This is a genomic window from Brevundimonas guildfordensis (assembly GCF_014836405.1).
Lineage (GTDB): Bacteria > Pseudomonadota > Alphaproteobacteria > Caulobacterales > Caulobacteraceae > Brevundimonas > Brevundimonas guildfordensis.
On the sequence record NZ_JACSQU010000002.1, the window covers coordinates 472,498 to 490,011 of the forward strand.

The window sequence follows — 17,514 nt, forward strand, 5'->3', positions numbered from 1 at the left end:
GTGGGTTGGATAATATAAATACCGAAGATATTTCTATTATTTTGTAAAATCGCTGATACTAGAATCGCCGATGGCGGCGTTCGGGGCGGGGTGCCCGCGAGATGCGCCCATGGGGTGATTATGAAAAAAGCGGTTGGTGTCCTTTCAGGGGCTGTCGTGGCGTTTCTGCTGTCTGCGGGGCCCAGCCTAGCAGGCGGCGCGGCCTTGCAGACGACGCTGACAACGTCAAAGGCGACGATCTATCAAAATGAGACGGTGGATCTCAACGCGACCCTTACCGGCATAAATAATAGTAGTGACTGCTCGCCGACAACAGTTCTTGAGTATAAAAAATCCTCTGGTGGTGTTCTATGTTCTGTAAATCTGACAGGAACTCAAGAATCGACTTATAAGTGGTCTTATGTCGCCGGAGTTTGCCGGGTTCGCGGAGATCAGCTTGCTGTTGGCTTGAATACCTTGATGGCTGACGTCAACTCTAGTTACTGCTATTCGCCGGGAGGCCAAGCGGCCAGCCAGGTCCAGGTGACCGTGCTGGCAGGAAACGCCCCTGTTGCGGTGCCCACGACCAGCGAATGGACGCTGTGGGGTCTGACGGGGCTGTTGCTGATCGGCGGCGGCGTGTTCGCTTCGCGCCGGTTCCGGGCGACCGCGGCCTGATCCTCAAAAGGCTGATAAAGACATAAGGCCGCTGCCGTTGATCGGCAGCGGCCTTTTGCTTTTAACGACGCAGGCGCCGGTTACTTCGGCATCAGCACCGTGTCGATGACGTGGACCACGCCGTTGGACTGAGCCACGTCGGCCTGGGTGATCATCGACTTGCCGCCCTTGGCGTCGGTCAGCTCCCACTTGCCGCCGCCCATGTCCTTGGCCATCAGCTTCTCGCCCTGGACAGTGGTCAGGGTCGCCGTTCCGCCATTGGCCTGAGCCTGGGCGGCCAGGTCAGCGGCCGTCAGGCGGCCGGGGACGACGTGATAGGTCAGGATTTTGGTCAGATCGGCCTTCTGCGCCGGCTGCATCAGACCTTCGCGCGTGGCCGCGGGAATCTTCTCAAAGGCGGCGTTGTCGGGGGCGAAGACGGTGAAGGGGCCGGGACCCTGCAGGCGTTCGGTCAGCCCAGCGGTCTGGATCGCGCTGACCAGGGTGGTCAGGTTGGGCGCCTTGGAGGCGTTGGCGACCAGGTTGTCGGACGGGTTCATTGCGACGCCGCCGACCATGGGTTCGGTCGCGGCTGGCGCCATGGTGGGCGCCGGGGTCTCGACCGGGGCCGGCTCCTGACGGGCTTCGTTCTGGCCGCAGGCGGCCAGCGCCAGCAGGGCGAAGCTCGAAACAGCCGCGAGCGCGGCGGTGCGATGGGACGTCATGGCTTCTCTCCTTCGGTGAACGGGCGGCGCCCGCGTCGGAAGGGATTACGGTTCAGGGAAGCAAAAGGATGCGAGCCACATCAAATTTTCCGGCGCGTCCCGTGAACGGACGCGGGCCTGATCATCCGCCGGCGGCAGTCAGATAGGGGCTTAAAGCCGACCATCGCGCCAGTTTTTCCTCGACGGGCCGGGCGTGGGCAGGGCTGGAGGAAGGAAGGTCAAGCAGGGCGGCCGTGGTCACGCCTTGCAGGATCCGGCGCCCCGCGCGCGCCGCAGCGCCGCCATTGAAGGCGACGACGCTCAACGCCGGCAGGCGCCTGGTCAAGGCGACCAGATCGGCCGCCTCCGGGTTGCGGATGGCGGTGTCCAGGCTGCCCTGCCGTTCGGCTGAGGCGATCACGTCCCACAAGCCCACGCCGTGGACCAGCAGCGTTTGCAGACGCTCATCGTAGGGCAGGGCCGTCAACGGAACCCCGAGCACGGCCTCCATCAGCCGCCAGAAGGCGTTGCGCGGATGGGCGTAATACTGGCCCGCGCTCAGCGAGGCGTCGCCGGGCAGGCTGCCGAGGATAAGGACGCGCACGCCCTCATCCACGACGGGTGCAAACCCGACCCGGCGAGCCGCGGCCAAGCGATCAGCCCTCGCCGAACACCCGGGCGAAGATCACGTCGACGTTCTTGGTATGGTAGCCGAGGTCGAACAGGGCCTCCAGCTCATCGTGGGGCAGGGTGACGCGCGGGTCGGCCTTCAGGAAGTCGATGAAGACGCCTTCGCCGCGCCAGACCTTCATGGCGTTCTCCTGAACCGCCGCATAGGCGTCCTCGCGCGACACGCCCGCCTGGGTCAGGGCCAGCATGACCCGCTGCGAGAAGACCAGGCCGCCCAGGCGGTCGAGGTTCTTCTGCATGTTCTCGGGATAGACGTTCAGGCGCTCGATCACGCCCGCCAGACGGTGCAGGGCGAAGTCCAGGTGGATGGTGGCGTCCGGGCCGATGCCGCGCTCGACCGAGGAGTGGCTGATGTCCCGCTCGTGCCACAGGGCGACGTTCTCCATCGCCGGGGTCACGGCCGAGCGGACCAGACGGGCCAGGCCGGTCAGGTTCTCGGTCAGGATCGGGTTGCGCTTGTGCGGCATGGCCGACGAGCCCTTCTGACCCTTGTCGAAGAACTCCTCGGCTTCGAGGACTTCGGTGCGCTGCAGGTGGCGGATCTCCACGGCCAGACGCTCGACCGAGGAAGCGACGACGCCGAGGGCGGCGAAATAGGCGGCGTGACGGTCGCGCGGGATGACCTGGGTCGAGACCGGCTCGACGCTGAGGCCCATCTGGTCGGCGACGTATTGCTCGACCGCCGGATCGACGTTGGCGAAGGTGCCGACGGCGCCCGAGATGGCGCAAGTGGCGATCTCTTCACGGGCGGTGATCAGGCGGCGCTTGGCGCGCTGGAACTCGGCGTGATAGCCGGCCAGCTTCAGGCCGAAGGTGACAGGCTCGGCGTGGATGCCGTGCGAGCGGCCGACGGTCGGGGTGTATTTGTGCTCCTTGGCGCGCTTTTCCAGCGCAGCCAGCACCCGGTCGACGCCGCCCAGCAGCAGGTCGGTCGAGCGCGCCAGCTGCACCGCGAAACAGGTGTCCAGCACGTCCGACGACGTCATGCCCTGGTGCAGGAAACGGGCCTCGTCGCCGACGATCTCGGCCACGTGGGTCAGGAAGGCGATGACGTCGTGCTTGGTGACGCTTTCGATCTCATCGATGCGGTCGGCGTCGAAGGTCGCGTCCTTGCCCTTGGCCCAGATGGCCTGTGCGGCCTCGGTCGGGATGACGCCCAGCTCGGCCATCTTGGTGGCGGCGTGGGCTTCGATCTCGAACCAGATCTTGTACTTGGTCTCTTGCGACCAGATGGCGACGGCGTCGGGGCGGGAATAGCGCGTGATCATGGACGCGTCGTGTCGTTCGCAAGGGGCCGCGAGTCAAGGTTGGCCGGGTCGAAGTGGAGGCTTTTGGGCATCACTTCCGCGCGGATCGGCATTCTGCAGCGTGGAAATCTTGACTGCCGGGCGTCCTGTCCCAGATAGAGCGCGCTCAGAGGACGACCTCTCCCATTTTGGGCATGACGCCGGGACGACCCGGCACGCCATGCAAGGGAGACTGTCATGGCCTGGATTTTCCTTCTGCTCGCCGGTCTGTTCGAGATCGTCTGGGCCTTCCTGATGAAGATGTCGGAAGGCTTCACCAAGCCGTGGGCGACCGTCGGCACCATCGGTTTCATGATCGTCAGCTTCGGCCTGCTATCGCTGGCGATGAAGTCCCTGCCGCTGGGCACCGCCTATGTGATCTGGACCGGCATCGGGGCGGTGGGCGCCTTCGTCGTCGGCATCGCCGTGCTGGGCGAGCCGATCACGCCCCTGCGCGTCCTCGGCGCCGTTCTGATCGTCAGCGGCCTGGTTGTGTTGAAGCTCGCTTCCAGCCACTGATGGCGTCTGGCCTTTAGGGAGCGACGACCATGGAACTGGTGATCGGCGACAAGCTCTATTCCACCTGGTCGTTGCGTCCCTGGCTGGTGCTGAAACGCTGCGGCGCGGACTTCACCGAGACGGTGGTGCGTCTGAACCGGCCCGACACCGCCGAGCAGATCGCGCTCCATTCGCCTGCCGGACGCGTCCCGATTCTGAAGGTCGACGGAGAGACCATCTGGGACAGTCTGGCCATCTCGCTCTGGTGCGCCGAGCGCTATCCGGAGGCGCGGCTGTGGCCCGCTGACGCCCATGCGCGCTGGCAGGCCCGGTCGGTGGTCTGCGAGATGCATTCCGGCTTCATGGCCCTGCGCACCGAATGCGGCATGGCGCCCGACCATTCGATGGTCGGTCCCGACCGCTGTCCGCCGCCGAAAGGCGAGGACACGGCCGCCGACATCCGTCGTCTGGTGCAGATCTTCGGCGAAGCGCGCGCCCGGTTCGGCGTCAGCGGGCCTTATCTGTACGGCGAGTGGTCGATCGCGGACGCCTTCTTCACCCCGGTCGCGGCGCGGTTCCGCCACTTCCAGATCGATCTGACGGCGCACGGCGATACGGACGGCGCGGCCCGGGCCTATGTCGACACCCTGCTGGCCCAGCCCGACTTCATCGCCTGGGGCGAAGACGCGCTGGCTAACGCGGCTTAAGCCTTCGAGAATACCGGCGGTTAACGACTGGCGTTACAATCTGTCCTTGCGGCGGGGGCCGTGGGGGACAGGCGATGCGGACGATCAGTCGCAACACCAACTGGGGCAAGGTCGCGCGCGGCTATATTCTGGCCGGTCTGGCCTTCGCCTTCGTCTGGGCCATGCTGGTTTCGAGCCTGGTCTGACGCCTAGCGCGAGCCGCCGCCCAGCATGGCTTCGGCCACCTGCAACGGCGCGGGCGCGGGGGGCGTGTAGTCCAGGCGGATCGGCACGGCGCGCGCGCCTGAGGCCAGGGCCTCCAGCGTCTTGACCGGCCCGCCCATCATCCGCTGATAGATCCAGTAGGACGCAACGACCTTCTCCACGTAGTCGCGCGCCTGCGGCACGTCGATGGATTCGATCAGCAACAGCGGGTCGGCGTCGGCGCCCAGCTTGCGGATCGCCGCCAGCATCGGACCCGGTCCGGCGTTGTAGGAGGCTACGGCCTTCAGCAGATCGCCCTGGAAGGACTCGATCTGGAACAGGCGGTTCACATAGTCCTGACCCAGCTTCATGTTCACCGCGGGGTCCAGCAGGCGCTGGGGCGTGCGGACGTAGCCCTGGTCCCCGGTCATGTGAGCGGCCGTCGTCGGCATCACCTGCATCAGCCCATAGGCCCCCGCGCCCGAGCGGGCGTTGGCGTTGAAGTCGGTCTCCTTGCGCGCGATGGCGTAGACCAGGGCCTTCTCGATGGTGAAACCGCCCATCGGTTGCAGTTCCGGCATCGGGTAGCGCAGGGCGTCGATGCGGCTGGCTTCGGACTGGGCGGCGCGGCTCGGCGCGACCAGACGATAAAGGCCGGCCCACATCTGGCGCGCAGAGCTGTCGCCACTGGCGGCGCGCAGGCCGTTGCGAGCGGACAGTTCGGCGTCGTTGCGGCGCCCGACTTCGTACAGGGCGACGGTGCGGCGCGCGTCTTCGTCGGACTGGATGAAGGCGTTCAGCGTGCGCGTGTCGACGCCGATCGGCTCGGGCGCCAGGGAGGCGCGCTGCAGCGTCGCCTCATAGGAGCGCGGCCCCAGGTTCTCGATTTCCGGCTCCTCGCCCAACTGGTGCAGGGCGATCTGGCCGTAGAAGGTGGCCGGCCAGCGCGCGGCCTGGCGCAGGTACTCGACCACGCGTTCCTGGCGTCCCGACTGGGCCGCCGCCCGCGCCGCCCAGAAGGCGCCGCCCGAGCGGACCCACGGATCTTCGGTCGGGTCCTGAGCCACATGTTCAAAGGCGCGGAAGGCGTCGGAGTGCTGGTCCATCCGCCAGGCGGCCAGACCAGCCGTCCACCAGTCGCCGATCTGCTGGCCCATGGCGTAGGCGCCCGCCAGGTCGTCGTTGTTCAGGGCCACGCGCGCGGCCTTGGCCGGGTCGTTCACGCCGCCGTCGCCGGGGCCGGTCAGGCTGGCCCAGGTGCGGGTCAGCAGGCCGCCGGGACGCTTCGGCTCGGGCGCGCCATCGGGCAGGCGCTGCATGGCAAGGGTATAGACCCGGTCGGCCATCGGCAGGTCGGAATAGGTCTCCAGCCAGGCCGCCAGTTCGTCATAGGCGGCGACGTGGCTGGGGTGGAACAGACGCTCGAACTCGACCTGACCCAGAAGGACGCGGTCCTTGGCCTGTCGCGCCGAGGCGCGGGCCAGTTCCAGATCGCCGCGCCGCAGCGCGTCGAAGGCGGTGGTGTAGCTGAGGCGGTCCTCGCTGCTCAGCGCCGTGGGCGAGGCCCCGGCCATAGCGGCCGTCGCAACATAGGGGCGGGAGGAGTCCGCTTCGTCGGCCTGGGCGGCGCCCGCAACCAGGGCGCCCAAGGCGAAGGCGAACAGAGACGCGCGACGCGTCCGGCGGAAAGAATACATGACGCGGCGGCCCCCTTCGTCGGCGTCGGCCCCGTCTCGATTCGGGATTCTACGACGCTCTGCGGACTGGTCTCCAAGCGGTCAGGATGCCTGAATCAGGCGCCGGGCTCAACCACTTCGCTTCGCAGACGGACGGACAAATCGAGAATATCCTTCCAAACCAAACCCTTGGCCTGGGGTTGGCGCAACAGGAAGGCGGGGTGGAGGGTGGCGATGGCGGGCGCGGCGATTCCGCCCTCGGACAGCCGCCATTCGCGCCACTGGCCGCGGATCCGCATGATGCCTTCGTCGGTCTTCAGCGCGGCCTTGGCCGCCGACGCCCCGACCAGCAGGACCGCTTTGGGCTTGAGCAGGGCCGCGGCGCGCTCGACGAAGGGAGCGCAGGCGGCCTGTTCCTGGGGCGTCGGGGTGCGGGCGCCTGGCGTCCTCCAGAAGACGGTGTTGGTGATGAAGGCCTCATCCAGCAGGCCCGCCGCCGTCAGGATGCGGTCCAGCAACTGCCCGGCCTGACCGACGAAGGGCTGGCCGCGGGCGTCCTCCTCGGCGCCGGGGCCTTCGCCGATGATCATCAGGGAGCCCTGCGGATTGCCGCGCGCGAAGACGGCCTGACGGGCGCCCATGGCGCGCAGGGGGCAGCCCTCGAATGCGGCGATGGCTTCGGCCAGTTCGTCCAGCGTCGCCGCCTCCGCCGCCAGACGGCGGGCCTCGGCTACGGCTTCATCGACGGACGACGCCGCGCCGGGCGCGCGCAGGGGCGTGATCGTGGCGGGGCCCTTGGCCGCGACCGGGGCGACAAAGATCGTGCGGTCGACCGGCTCGTCCTCGAAGCAGGCGTCGACGCCCGCGTCGCGCCAGAAGGCGAACAGGGCCTCCGCGGCAGCCATGTCGAGGGAGGGGACGTTCATCTAACAAGGCAATAGGCCTTGACCGCCGTCGCGTCACCTCCCGATAAGGCGGATAACCACGACGATAACAAGGATTCAGGAGACATGGCCGAGGAAATGATCGAAGGCGGCGCCAAGAACGCATGGCAGGAAGCCGTCATCGATAACCTGCCCCCGCTGGAGGCCCTGGTCGGCGCCGAGCGGGAGGTCATGGAGTATGACGTCGTCATCGTCGGCGGCGGCCCTGCCGGCCTGTCCGCCGCCATCCGCCTGAAGCAACGCGCCGAGAAGGACGGAAAGGAGATTTCCGTCGCCGTGCTGGAGAAGTCGGCCGAGATCGGCGGTCATGTCCTGTCGGGCGCCGTCATCGATCCCAAGGCGCTGAACGAACTCTTCCCTGACTGGAAGGAGCGCGGCGCGCCGCTGGAGACGCCGGTGACCAAGGACAGGTTCCTGGTCCTGGGGCCGCAGGGGCAGGCGTCGCTGCCGATGTTCGCCATGCCGCCCTTCATGCACAACGATGGCTGCTACATCGCCTCGCTGGGCAATGTCGCGCGCTGGCTGGCCGAGCAGGCGGAAGGCTTGGGCGTCGAAGTCTATCCCGGCATGGCCGCCAGCCATGTGGTCTGGGACGAAGAGACCGGCCGGGTGAAGGGCGTCGTCGCCGGCGTCTTCGGCATCGACCGCGAGGGCAAGCCGACCGGCGACTTCCAGCCGGGCCTCGAACTGCACGGCAAATACGTCTTCATCGCCGAGGGCGTGCGCGGCTCGCTGGCCAAGACCATCATGGCCCGCCACAACCTATGCGACGCCGCCGATCCGCAGAAGTTCGGCATCGGCCTGAAGGAGCTGTGGCAGATCCCGGCCGAAAAGCACCAGCCCGGCCTGGTCCAGCACACGACCGGCTGGCCGCTGGACGACAAGACGGGCGGCGGCTCGTTCCTGTACCACTTCGGCGACCGCTATGTGTCCGTCGGCTTCGTCGTCCACCTGAACTACAAGAACCCCTTCCTGTCTCCGTTCGACGAGTTCCAGCAGTTCAAGCACCACCCGGCCATCGCCGAGCACCTGGAGGGCGGCACGCGCGTCTCCTACGGCGCCCGCGCCATCACCGAGGGCGGCTTCCAGTCGGTGCCCAAGCTGGCGTTCCCCGGCGGCGCCCTGATCGGCTGTTCGGCGGGCTTCGTGAACGTGCCGCGCATCAAGGGCAGTCACAACGCCATGAAGACCGGCATGCTGGCCGCCGACGCCGCCTATGACGCCGTCATGGAAGGCCGTTCGGGCGATGTGCTCGAGGCCTATGAAGCGGCCTACAAGAAGTCCTGGGTTTACAAAGAGCTGAAGGTCGTCCGCAACGCCAAGCCCCTGCTGTCCAAGCTGGGCACCATGATGGGCGGGGCCGTCGGCATGTTCGACATGTGGGTCAATCACCTGACCGGCGGCTTCTCCGTCTTCGGCACCCTGCGCCACGACAAGACCGACGCGGCCTCGACCGAGCCCGCGTCGCAGCACAAGCCGATCGCCTATCCCAAGCCGGACGGAAAGCTGTCGTTCGACAAACTGTCGAGCGTCTTCATCTCCAACACCAACCACGCCGAGGACCAGCCCGCCCACCTGAAGCTGCTTGACCCGTCGGTGCCGATCAACGTCAACCTGCCGAAGTATGGCGAGCCCGCCCGCCTCTACTGCCCGGCCGGGGTGTACGAGGTCGTCTATGCGGATGAGGCGAACCGCGCCGATCCGCGCTTCGTCATCAACGCCCAGAACTGCGTCCACTGCAAAACCTGCGACATCAAGGATCCGTCGCAGAACATCGTCTGGACCACCCCTGAGGGCGGCGGCGGCCCGAACTACCCGAACATGTAAGCTGACAACCCTCTACCGGCGGGAGAGGGATTTGCGCTTTCAAACTCTTGCGGGCGAAAGGGAAAGCGTGAAGGGTCCGGCCATGCGTCTCGTCTCTTCTCGCCCTGTCCTGTTCCTGGCGGCTTCCGCCCTCGCGCTGGCGCTGGCCGCGCCCGCCCTGGCGCAGGAGGCGCCGCCCGAGCCCGCTCCCCAGCCTCAGGACGTAGAGACGCACACGGAGCCGAACGGCGACCCGGTTCCGCACATCATCATCGCCGATGAACCGGAAACGCCCGAAGAACCCAAGGTCACGCCCATTCCCGCCGAATGGTCGCCGATACCGCTGGACGCCAATCGAAACAGCGCCTTCGGTCTTTATCTGGCCGGTCGCAACGCCCTGACCAGCGGCGAAAGCGCGACCGGCGCCGATTACCTGGCCCGCGTCTACGCCCTGACGCCCGAGCAGCCGCGCGTGCGCGAACAGGCCTTCACCGCCGCCCTTCTGGCGGGCGACCTGAACGAGGCGGGGCGCATCGCCCCGACCGATCCCGAGGTCTCGCCGGTCATCGTTCAGGCCGGGCGTCTGGTTCAGGCTGTCCAAACCTATGCCGGGGGCGACGCGCGCCGCGCCAACGCCCTGCTGGCCGCCGCCCCCGTGGGCGAGCCGCACGACCGCGCCGGGTTTTACGTTCCGGCCTGGATCGCCGCCGCAGCCGGGGACTGGGACCGCGCCCTGGCCATGCCGCCGGCCTCATTCGACCCGGTCAGCAATCTGGTCGCGCGGGGCAATCGCGCGCGCCTGCTGGAGCAGCGCCGCCTCTACGCCGAGGCCGACGCCGAGTGGCGCGACCTGACCAGCCACGCCCTGGCCGGCGCCCTGTTCCGCCTGCCCTATGGCGAGTTTCTGGAGCGACGCGGCCGTCGCGACGAGGCCCTGGCTCAGTATGACGCCGCCGTCACCGCCCGGACCGCCGACCGCCGGGTCATGGAGGGCCGCGAGCGCGTGTTGTCCAAAGGCCGCCCGCCGGCCCTGGTGGACTTCCGTGAAGGCGCGGCGCAGGCCCTGCGCACCGCCGCCGACCAGATGGTCGCCCAGCGCGCCTATGAGTTCGGCGCCGTCTATCTGCGCCTGGCCCAGAACCTGTCGCCCAGCGACAACACCCAGCTGCTGATCGGCCAGACGCTGATCCAGGGCGGGATCGAGCCGGCGGGCCGCGCCGCCCTGGCCAAGGTCAGCGAGGCGACGCCGGCGACTTATGCCGCCGCCCGGGTGCAGATGGCCATCAGTCTGGGCAAGGCCGACCGCAACGACGAGGCCCTGGCCGAGCTGCAGCGCGCGGCCTCGGTGCGGCCCGACGAGGCTGCGGTGGCCTATATGCTGGCCAGCCAACTGCTGCAGATGGAGCGCCACGAGGAGGCGCTGAACCTTCTGAACGGCCCGCTGTTGAACACGGCGGATCAGGGCTTCGAGGTCCATTTCCTGCGCGGCGCGGCCTATGAATCGCTGGATCGGGACGCCGAGGCCGAGGCGGAGCTGTGGGCCGCGCTGCAGATGCAGCCCGACAATCCGACCCTCCTGAACTACCTCGGCTACCTGTGGGTCGATACGGGCTCCCGGGTCGAGGAGGGGGCCGCCATGATCGCCCGCGCCCACGCCGCCGACCCCAAGGACGGCAATATCCAGGACTCGCTCGGCTGGGCCCAGTTCCGTCAGGGCCAGTATGAGGCGGCGGTGGTCAATCTGGAGGGCGCGGTCGACAAGGAGCCGGCCAACGCCGAGATCAACGACCACCTGGGCGACGCCTATTGGGCCGTGGGCCGTCAGCGCGAGGCGGGCTTCCAGTGGAACCGCGTCCTGACGCTGGAGGTCGACGACAAGCGCCGCGCCGAGGTCGAGGCCAAGCTGCGCGACCGCCTGGGTCGGGATCCGACGGGGGACAAGGGCCTGGGCCACGCCGGCGGCGCGGCCGACTGACGCCATGTCGACCCATGACGCCCTGAGCGGGCTGGCGCCCGCCAAGATCAATCTGCTGCTGCACGTCGGCCCGGTGCGCCCGGACGGCTATCATCCGCTGGTCAGCCTGGCGGCCTTCGCCGATGTCGGGGACCGGGTGACGGTGCGCCGCGCCGAGGCCCTGTCGCTGGAGGTGGAGGGGCCGTTTGCATCCGGGCTGGGCGCGGACGGCGACAACCTGATCATCAAAGCCCTGCTTGCGCTGGGGGAGGCGGCGGGGATCGGCGCGCCGCCCGTGGCGGTCACGCTGGACAAGCGCCTGCCCATCGCCGCGGGTCTGGGCGGCGGCTCGGCGGATGCAGGGGCGGCGCTGCGGCTGACGGCGCGCCTGCTGGGCCTGGGCCTGTCGGAAGGCGAGCTGGAGAGCATCGCGCTGGCGGCCGGCGCCGACGGCCCCATGTGTCTGCGGGCCCGCCCGGCCTGGGCGTCCGGGATCGGTGATGCATTGGAGGACGAGCCCCGCCTGCCTACCCTGCACGGCGTGCTGCTGAACCCCGGCCTGCCGTCGCCGACGGGCGACGTCTATCGCGCCTATGACGCCGCGCCGGTCAGGGCGGCGGACCGGCCCGCGTCGCCCGCCGACTGGACCCCGGCTTCGGTTATCGACTGGCTGTCGGAGCAGAGGAACGATCTGGAGGCGCCCGCCCTTTCGGTCACGCCGGGTATCGTAGAGGCATTGGCCGCCATGCGCGCGGCGCCAGGCTGTCGTCTGACGCGGATGTCGGGCTCGGGGGCGACGGTGTTCGGCCTTTTCGATGACCGAGGGGCGGCGATCGAGGCGGCCCTTGCTCTGGATCGGCCCGGCTGGTGGTCGCGTCCGGTGGTGCTGGGCGCACCGGATATCGAGCCGCGTCCGGCAATTTAACCGGATTTACAGCCCCTGAGGCCAAGCTGGCCGTCATGAGCCAGCTCTCGCCCGAACAGACCGCCGCCTTTGAACGCGCCCTGTCGCGCCTGTCGCCCGCCGACCGCGCCCGCGTGGATGAACTGACGGAGCGGGCCGCCGCCGCCGCCGCCGCGGTCGCCCCGCATTGGGATTTCGGTCTGCCTGCGCGGACCGTGGACGGCCTTCTGGGCGAGAGCGCGAACGACGACCAGAGGCGCGGCCTGGTCGCCGCCTGGGGGCTGGAGCTGCCGGGCCGCATCGCCGCCGAGCGTCTGCCCCAGCCGGTTCTGGCGGGTTATCCGACCTACATCGACCGTCTGGCCGCCTATCTGGACAGCGGGGCGGAGCCGTATGATCCCGACTTCTGGGCCAAGGACGTGCGGGTGTCGCTGGCGCTCAGCGTGCCGGGCAGCAATACGCAGATGCTGGACCTGTCATCGCCCGTCGGGCCGGGGCTGGTGGTGCGGCACATGCTCGGCGGGCGCGGTCCGGGTCCGTTGATCGGCTGGGTCCAGGCCGGCGGCTGGCGGCCCTGGCTGGAGACCCACACCGAGGCGCGCGACCTGTCGGACTTCAACGAGGCGGGCTGGGAGCGGAACTGGGCCGCCGCCGCCGCCCTGTTGCAGACGCGACCAGACCTGGCCGGCGTCATCGGCTCCAGCTGGTTTTTCGACCCGCCGCTGGAGACCATCAGCCCGCGCCTGACCTATCTGCGGACGACGCCGGTGAGCAACGGCGCCTTCATGATTCACCAAGGCGGCGGCCAGATCCATGACGAGCGCGCCTCCGCGTCCTCGCCCACGCGCCGCGCCAAGATCGAGGCGGGCGAGTACAGCGCGTGCTCCTGGTTGCTGTGCTGGCCGCGCAAACCGCTGATCCGCTGGGCGACGACGCGGGGGCTCATCTAGGCCTCAGTCGCCGACCCCCGTATTTCTACGAAATGCGTCATGTTGGCGCGTCCCGACACGGGGAAATCCGGCTAGGCGGGCGACCAAATCGGCGGCATTTCCCCGCCAGCCTTGAAGAAGGGGCCTTGCGGAGAAAAATTCCAAATTCAGTGCGGTTAAGCGTTGCCGTAACGTAAAATCGTCATTGTGAAGAAGGATCTCCGTTCCGCGATTGACAGTAGCTGGAACTATCCGTCTCAAATGAAGGCGGAGGGAGCGCCGTGAATCGACGGTCAGGGGACCATCGAAGCGGGCGCGGCCTTTTCTGTGCAGTCATTGCTTTTGTGGGGAACCATGATCAACGCGTTCAAGGCCGGCCTTCTTGTTGCAGTCGCCGGATCGGCCCTCGTCTGGGCCAGTGATGTCTCCGCCCAGTCGCAGGCCGCGCCACCCGACGGCGGTTTCTATATGGCGGACGGATCGCGCACCGCCGACTATCAGGCGGCCCTGGCGTCCTGGCGCGAAGATGCGCAGTTCTCGATCGACTATTCCAAGGCCTATCTCGGGCTGGAGCACGCCTATGCGCTGGGCCTGACCGGCAAGGGCCTGACCGTCGGCGTCAACGACGCGGGCGTCTACATGGACCACCCGCTGTTCGGCGGGGCGGGCAAGATCAAGGGTCTGAACACCGTCGTCTCCGACGACTACGGCAACGACGGCCGCATCAATCCGCGTCGGGGCTGGGAAGGCCACGGCAGCCACGTCGCCGGCACCATCGGCGGCGGCCGCATGGAAGGCGAGCTGATGTTCGGCAACGCTTTCGGCGCCAACATCTATTCGGCCACGACCAACTTCGCCGCCGGCGACTTCCTGTGGTTCCGGGACGTCTTCATCAACGGCGATATCGTCAGCACGCCCCAGTCCAACATCATCGACCTGGCCGCCACCGGCGAGGTCCGGATCATCAACAACAGCTGGGGTTCGTCGAACACTCTGCCCTTCGATGCGCCCGAGGCGCTGGTACGCCTGGTGCTGGAGCGCGATTACGGCGATTTCTACAAGCCGATTCTGGACAACGACGTCCTGGTCGTCTTCTCAGCGGGCAACGGCGGCGGCGCGCACGCCGGCGTCGATGCGGCGACGCCGATGTTCGATCCGCGCCTTCGTTCGAACTGGCTGTCCGTCGCCAACTACACCGGCGACCTGACGCCCAGCCCGTCGACCAGCTTCTGCGGCCAGACCGCGACGTGGTGCGTCGCCGGACCGGGTCATCAGATCGTCTCAGCGGTGCCAGGGTTTGATTTCGACTTCAACGCCATCGTGGCCCTGTATCGGCCTGCAGATTACATGTCGCTCTACACGCCGACGACGGTCTCGGCGCTTCAGAGCGCCGCTATCAACCGCTTCCTGGGCACGCTGAACGCCTATCTAAACGCCAAATTTGCCGCAGAAGCCGCCGGCCTGCCGTTCGACGAGGCGGCCGCGCGCCGCCAGGTCGCCGAAGACGCTGTCGCCATCACCCTGGTTACTGGCGGTCGCATGGGCGATCCGGACGGCTTCACCGACGTGCTCGGAAGCCTGCTGACCTCGACGAACAACATGGCCGTCCTGACGCCGGCCTTTTCGTCCGACGTGCTGACCCAGGCCAACGCCCTGCTGATGGAGCGCCTCGAGACGCTGATCACCTACACGGGGCCGGACTATGCGGCCTACACCGGCACCTCCATGGCTGCGCCCAACATCTCGGGCTTCGCGGCCCTGCTGATGGAGCACTTCCCCGAGTATGATACGGCCCTGATCAGCGACATCCTGCTCTCCAGTTCCCTGGACCTGGACGCGCCGGGCGTCGACCTGATGTCGGGCTGGGGGGCGCCGCAGATGGAGGTCGCGCTCAAGGGGCCGACGGCTCTGCGCGACGTCCGCGACGTCGATGTCCGCGTCGGCACGGTGGACGTGTGGAGCAACGACATCGGCGATGCGCGCGACCGGTATTCGGCCGAGGTCCTAGCCTCCTTCCCCGACGACATCGGCGGCATCGTCAAGAAGGGCGGCGGCGAACTGATCCTGACGGGCAATAACGACTACACCGGCGCCACGCGGGTCGAGGGCGGCCTGCTGACCGTCAACGGCAGCCTGATCAACTCGACCTCGACCGTGGCCGAGCTTGGGATGCTGGGCGGCCTGGGCCGTCTGGCCGATGTGGTGGTCGAGAAGGGCGGCGTCCTGTCGCCGGGCGATACCGCCAATCCGTTCGGCACGCTGACCATCGCCAACGACCTGCTGTTCAAGGACGGCTCCTATCTGTGGATCCGCTCCAGCGTGAACGGGGCCCAGCATTCGCGGGTGGCGGTCGAGGGCGCGACCACGCTGGAAGGCGGCGAGGTCATCCTCAAGGCCGACCAGGGCGAATGGAATCTGCGCACCCGCATGAACATCCTGCAGTCGGCGGGCGGCGTGACCGGGACTTTCACCGGCGCCAAGAGCGATCTGGCCTTCCTGGAGCCGATCCTGAGCTATGACGCCAACACGGTGAAGCTGACCCTGGTCCGCAACGATGTGACGATCGCCTCGGCCGGGACCACTCCGAACACGAGGGCGGTCGGCGGGGCCCTGGACGCCATGACAGCGTCGATCATCCCGGATGCACCCGCAGGCCGCAACACGGCCCTTGAAGACGCCATCCTGGACGGCAGCTTCGACAATGTGCGCGGCGCGCTGAACAGCCTTACGGGCGAGGTCCACGCGACCCTGGCCGGCGTGGCGACCGGCGACTCGCGCTTCATCCGCGACGCCATGCTGACGCGCGGCCGCAACGGCGCGACCGAGGCGGTCGACGGTCGCGGCGTCGCCGTCTGGGCCTCGGGCGTCTTCGGCAGCGGGCGTCAGGACAACGGCGAACTGGCCGGCTTCCGCAGCGAAACCTCGGGCTATCTGGCCGGGGTCGAGAAGACGCTGAACGGCCGCGCCCACATCGGCGTCGCGGTTGGTGAAAGCCAGTCGGAAATCCGCGCCAACCGCTTGCTGTCGTCGGGCGAGGTCAAGACCCAGCACATCGGCGTCTACGGCGCCGCCAGCCTGGGCGCTTTCGACTTCCGTCTGGGCGGCGCCTGGATGGACTCGCGCACCCGCACCGACCGGACGGCCTCGCTGAACCGCTTCAACGAGCAGCTGACCGGCCGCTACGACGGCGAAGCCTGGCAGGCCTATGGCGAAGTGTCCTGGCGCAAGCCGGTCATGGGCTCGACCGTTCTGGAGCCGTACCTGAACTACACCCGCGTCGAATATGATGCGGAGGTGGTCGAGCGCGGCGGCGATGCGGCCCTGTCGGGCGACGTCTCCCAGACCTCGGACCTGCTGACGGCCGGTCTGCGCACCGAGACCTATCTGGCGGGCGGCAACGGCCGTCCGGCGTTGTCTGCGGTGGGGCACCTGGCCTGGACCGAAGACCTGAGCGGCGACGGCCCCGTGTTCAACGCGGCCTTCGCGGATGGTCCGGTGTTCCACATCGAAGGCGCCGATCTGAACTCGGGCGCGCTGCAGGCGGGCCTCGGCTTCAACATCGAGGCGAACAAGTCGACCAACATCGAGGTCGGCTACTCGGGCGTCTTCAACGACGACTACAAGGATCATCGCCTGACCGGCCGCGTCAGCTTCCGGTTCTGATCAGTGCGGACGTCGGGGCTTCGGTCCCGGCGATCCTGACGGACAGACGCCGTCGCCCCCAGCGGGCGGCGGCGTTTTCCTTTTGGCGGAGTCAGAGAGCGACGCCGCTCACACGCTCCCACGCCTCGCCGACCGGCAAGATCTCCAGCCCGGCGGCCTTGGCCAGGCGGATCAGGCGGTCCAGATCTTCAGGCGTGCAGCCGTAGGGGGTGGGGTCGCTCTCGACGTCATGGCCATAGGCGATCAGCCAGCCGGGCGCCTCGGCCGCGCGCGCGACCAGGGCCTCCAGGTCGTAGCGGGGGAGGCGGCGCGACTCCAGACCGATAGCCTGAAGGTTGGCCCGGTCGGCGCGCCCGGCGTTGACCCCGTCGCGCACGCCGCGGCCCAGCAGGAACCGCTCGTCGATCACCGCCTTGGCGCCTAAAGCCACGTCGCCGAAGGGCCAGGCGAAGGTGGTCATGACGTGGCCGTCCAGCCGCTCGCCCACCCATGCGGCGTTGCGCGCCAACTGGTCCGTCAGTTCGGCGGGGCTGAGGCGCAGGGCGCTGACGTGGTCGAAGGTGTGGCACCCGACCTCGTGCCCCGCCTCATGCGCGGCCTGCAGGTGTTCGACCTCGAACTGGGCCTTGCCGATGTTCTCGCCGCCGCACAGGCCGCCCGCGACGTAATAGGTCGCCCGGACCCCGTGTTCGGCCAGGATCGGCCCGGCCTCGGTCCAAGCGCTGGCCGGGAAATCATCGAAGCTGAGGCTGAGCATCCCGCGCGCCGGCGCGACCGTCACCGGCCTGACGCCCAGGTAGCGCGCCGCCCGGCGGCGCATCTGATCGATCCGTTGCTGCATCATGGCCGCCTTCTAGCGCATCGGCGCTTGCAGAAGGGTGAAGGTTTCGGTCCGCTCGCCTTGCTGGCGAAGCGTGGCGGCCCTATGGTCCGC

14 protein-coding genes are annotated in these 17,514 nt (G+C 68.1%); 8 read left to right on the plus strand and 6 right to left on the minus strand.

All coding sequences use genetic code 11. The annotated features are described in order from the left end of the window. Positions 1-120 precede the first annotated feature (120 nt). A complete protein-coding gene (locus tag H9656_RS10885) occupies positions 121-657 on the plus strand; it encodes a hypothetical protein (protein WP_191744260.1) in 537 nt (178 codons plus the stop codon). Between the two features lie 80 nt (positions 658-737). Here the strand turns inward: H9656_RS10885 and H9656_RS10890 are convergent, their stop codons facing one another. From H9656_RS10890 to purB, 3 genes are all read right to left on the minus strand, one after another. Further along, complete coding sequence (locus H9656_RS10890) at positions 738-1,361, minus strand: fasciclin domain-containing protein (protein ID WP_191744261.1); 624 nt, start codon at positions 1,359-1,361, stop codon at positions 738-740. 121 nt (positions 1,362-1,482) lie between these two features. After that, on the minus strand, positions 1,483-1,992 hold the full coding sequence (locus H9656_RS10895) for a DNA-deoxyinosine glycosylase (RefSeq protein WP_191744262.1): 510 nt from the start codon (positions 1,990-1,992) through the stop codon (positions 1,483-1,485). 4 nt (positions 1,993-1,996) lie between these two features. After that, entirely contained in the window at positions 1,997-3,298 is a 1,302-nt protein-coding gene (purB, locus tag H9656_RS10900) for an adenylosuccinate lyase (protein ID WP_191744263.1), read from the minus strand. 216 nt (positions 3,299-3,514) lie between these two features. On the opposite strand from purB, the gene H9656_RS10905 reads away from it, so the two are divergent. After that, positions 3,515-3,835, plus strand: a complete 321-nt coding sequence (locus tag H9656_RS10905; RefSeq protein ID WP_191744264.1) for a DMT family transporter — start codon at positions 3,515-3,517, stop codon at positions 3,833-3,835. Positions 3,836-3,864: 29 nt separating this feature from the next. Continuing rightward, positions 3,865-4,521 (plus strand): glutathione S-transferase family protein, encoded by a 657-nt coding sequence (locus H9656_RS10910; RefSeq protein WP_191744265.1) that lies wholly within the window; start codon positions 3,865-3,867, stop codon positions 4,519-4,521. Between the two features lie 188 nt (positions 4,522-4,709). Here the strand turns inward: H9656_RS10910 and H9656_RS10915 are convergent, their stop codons facing one another. Then, positions 4,710-6,401, minus strand: a complete 1,692-nt coding sequence (locus H9656_RS10915) for a lytic transglycosylase domain-containing protein (protein ID WP_191744266.1) — start codon at positions 6,399-6,401, stop codon at positions 4,710-4,712. 95 nt (positions 6,402-6,496) lie between these two features. Beyond that, positions 6,497-7,306: a uracil-DNA glycosylase gene (locus tag H9656_RS10920; RefSeq protein WP_191744267.1), complete on the minus strand. Its 810-nt coding sequence runs from the start codon at positions 7,304-7,306 to the stop codon at positions 6,497-6,499. Between the two features lie 189 nt (positions 7,307-7,495). On the opposite strand from H9656_RS10920, the gene H9656_RS10925 reads away from it, so the two are divergent. From H9656_RS10925 to H9656_RS10945, 5 genes are all read left to right on the plus strand, one after another. Then, on the plus strand, positions 7,496-9,151 hold the full coding sequence (locus H9656_RS10925; protein WP_225212484.1) for an electron transfer flavoprotein-ubiquinone oxidoreductase: 1,656 nt from the start codon (positions 7,496-7,498) through the stop codon (positions 9,149-9,151). A gap of 82 nt (positions 9,152-9,233) precedes the next feature. Then, positions 9,234-11,105 carry a tetratricopeptide repeat protein gene (locus H9656_RS10930; protein WP_191744269.1) on the plus strand — a complete coding sequence of 624 codons (1,872 nt, stop codon included), beginning with the start codon at positions 9,234-9,236 and terminating at the stop codon, positions 11,103-11,105. A gap of 4 nt (positions 11,106-11,109) precedes the next feature. Further along, the gene (locus tag H9656_RS10935; RefSeq protein WP_191744270.1) at positions 11,110-12,009 is read left to right on the plus strand and encodes a 4-(cytidine 5'-diphospho)-2-C-methyl-D-erythritol kinase; all 900 of its coding nucleotides are present in this window, start codon (positions 11,110-11,112) and stop codon (positions 12,007-12,009) included. A gap of 35 nt (positions 12,010-12,044) precedes the next feature. After that, complete coding sequence (locus H9656_RS10940) at positions 12,045-12,938, plus strand: hypothetical protein (RefSeq protein ID WP_191744271.1); 894 nt, start codon at positions 12,045-12,047, stop codon at positions 12,936-12,938. Positions 12,939-13,271: 333 nt separating this feature from the next. Beyond that, positions 13,272-16,580: an autotransporter domain-containing protein gene (locus H9656_RS10945; RefSeq protein WP_191744272.1), complete on the plus strand. Its 3,309-nt coding sequence runs from the start codon at positions 13,272-13,274 to the stop codon at positions 16,578-16,580. A gap of 91 nt (positions 16,581-16,671) precedes the next feature. Here H9656_RS10945 and H9656_RS10950 read toward each other — a convergent pair whose 3' ends face one another. Then, positions 16,672-17,424, minus strand: coding sequence for a polysaccharide deacetylase family protein (locus H9656_RS10950; protein WP_191744273.1), 753 nt, complete (start codon positions 17,422-17,424; stop codon positions 16,672-16,674). Positions 17,425-17,514: the final 90 nt, after the last annotated feature.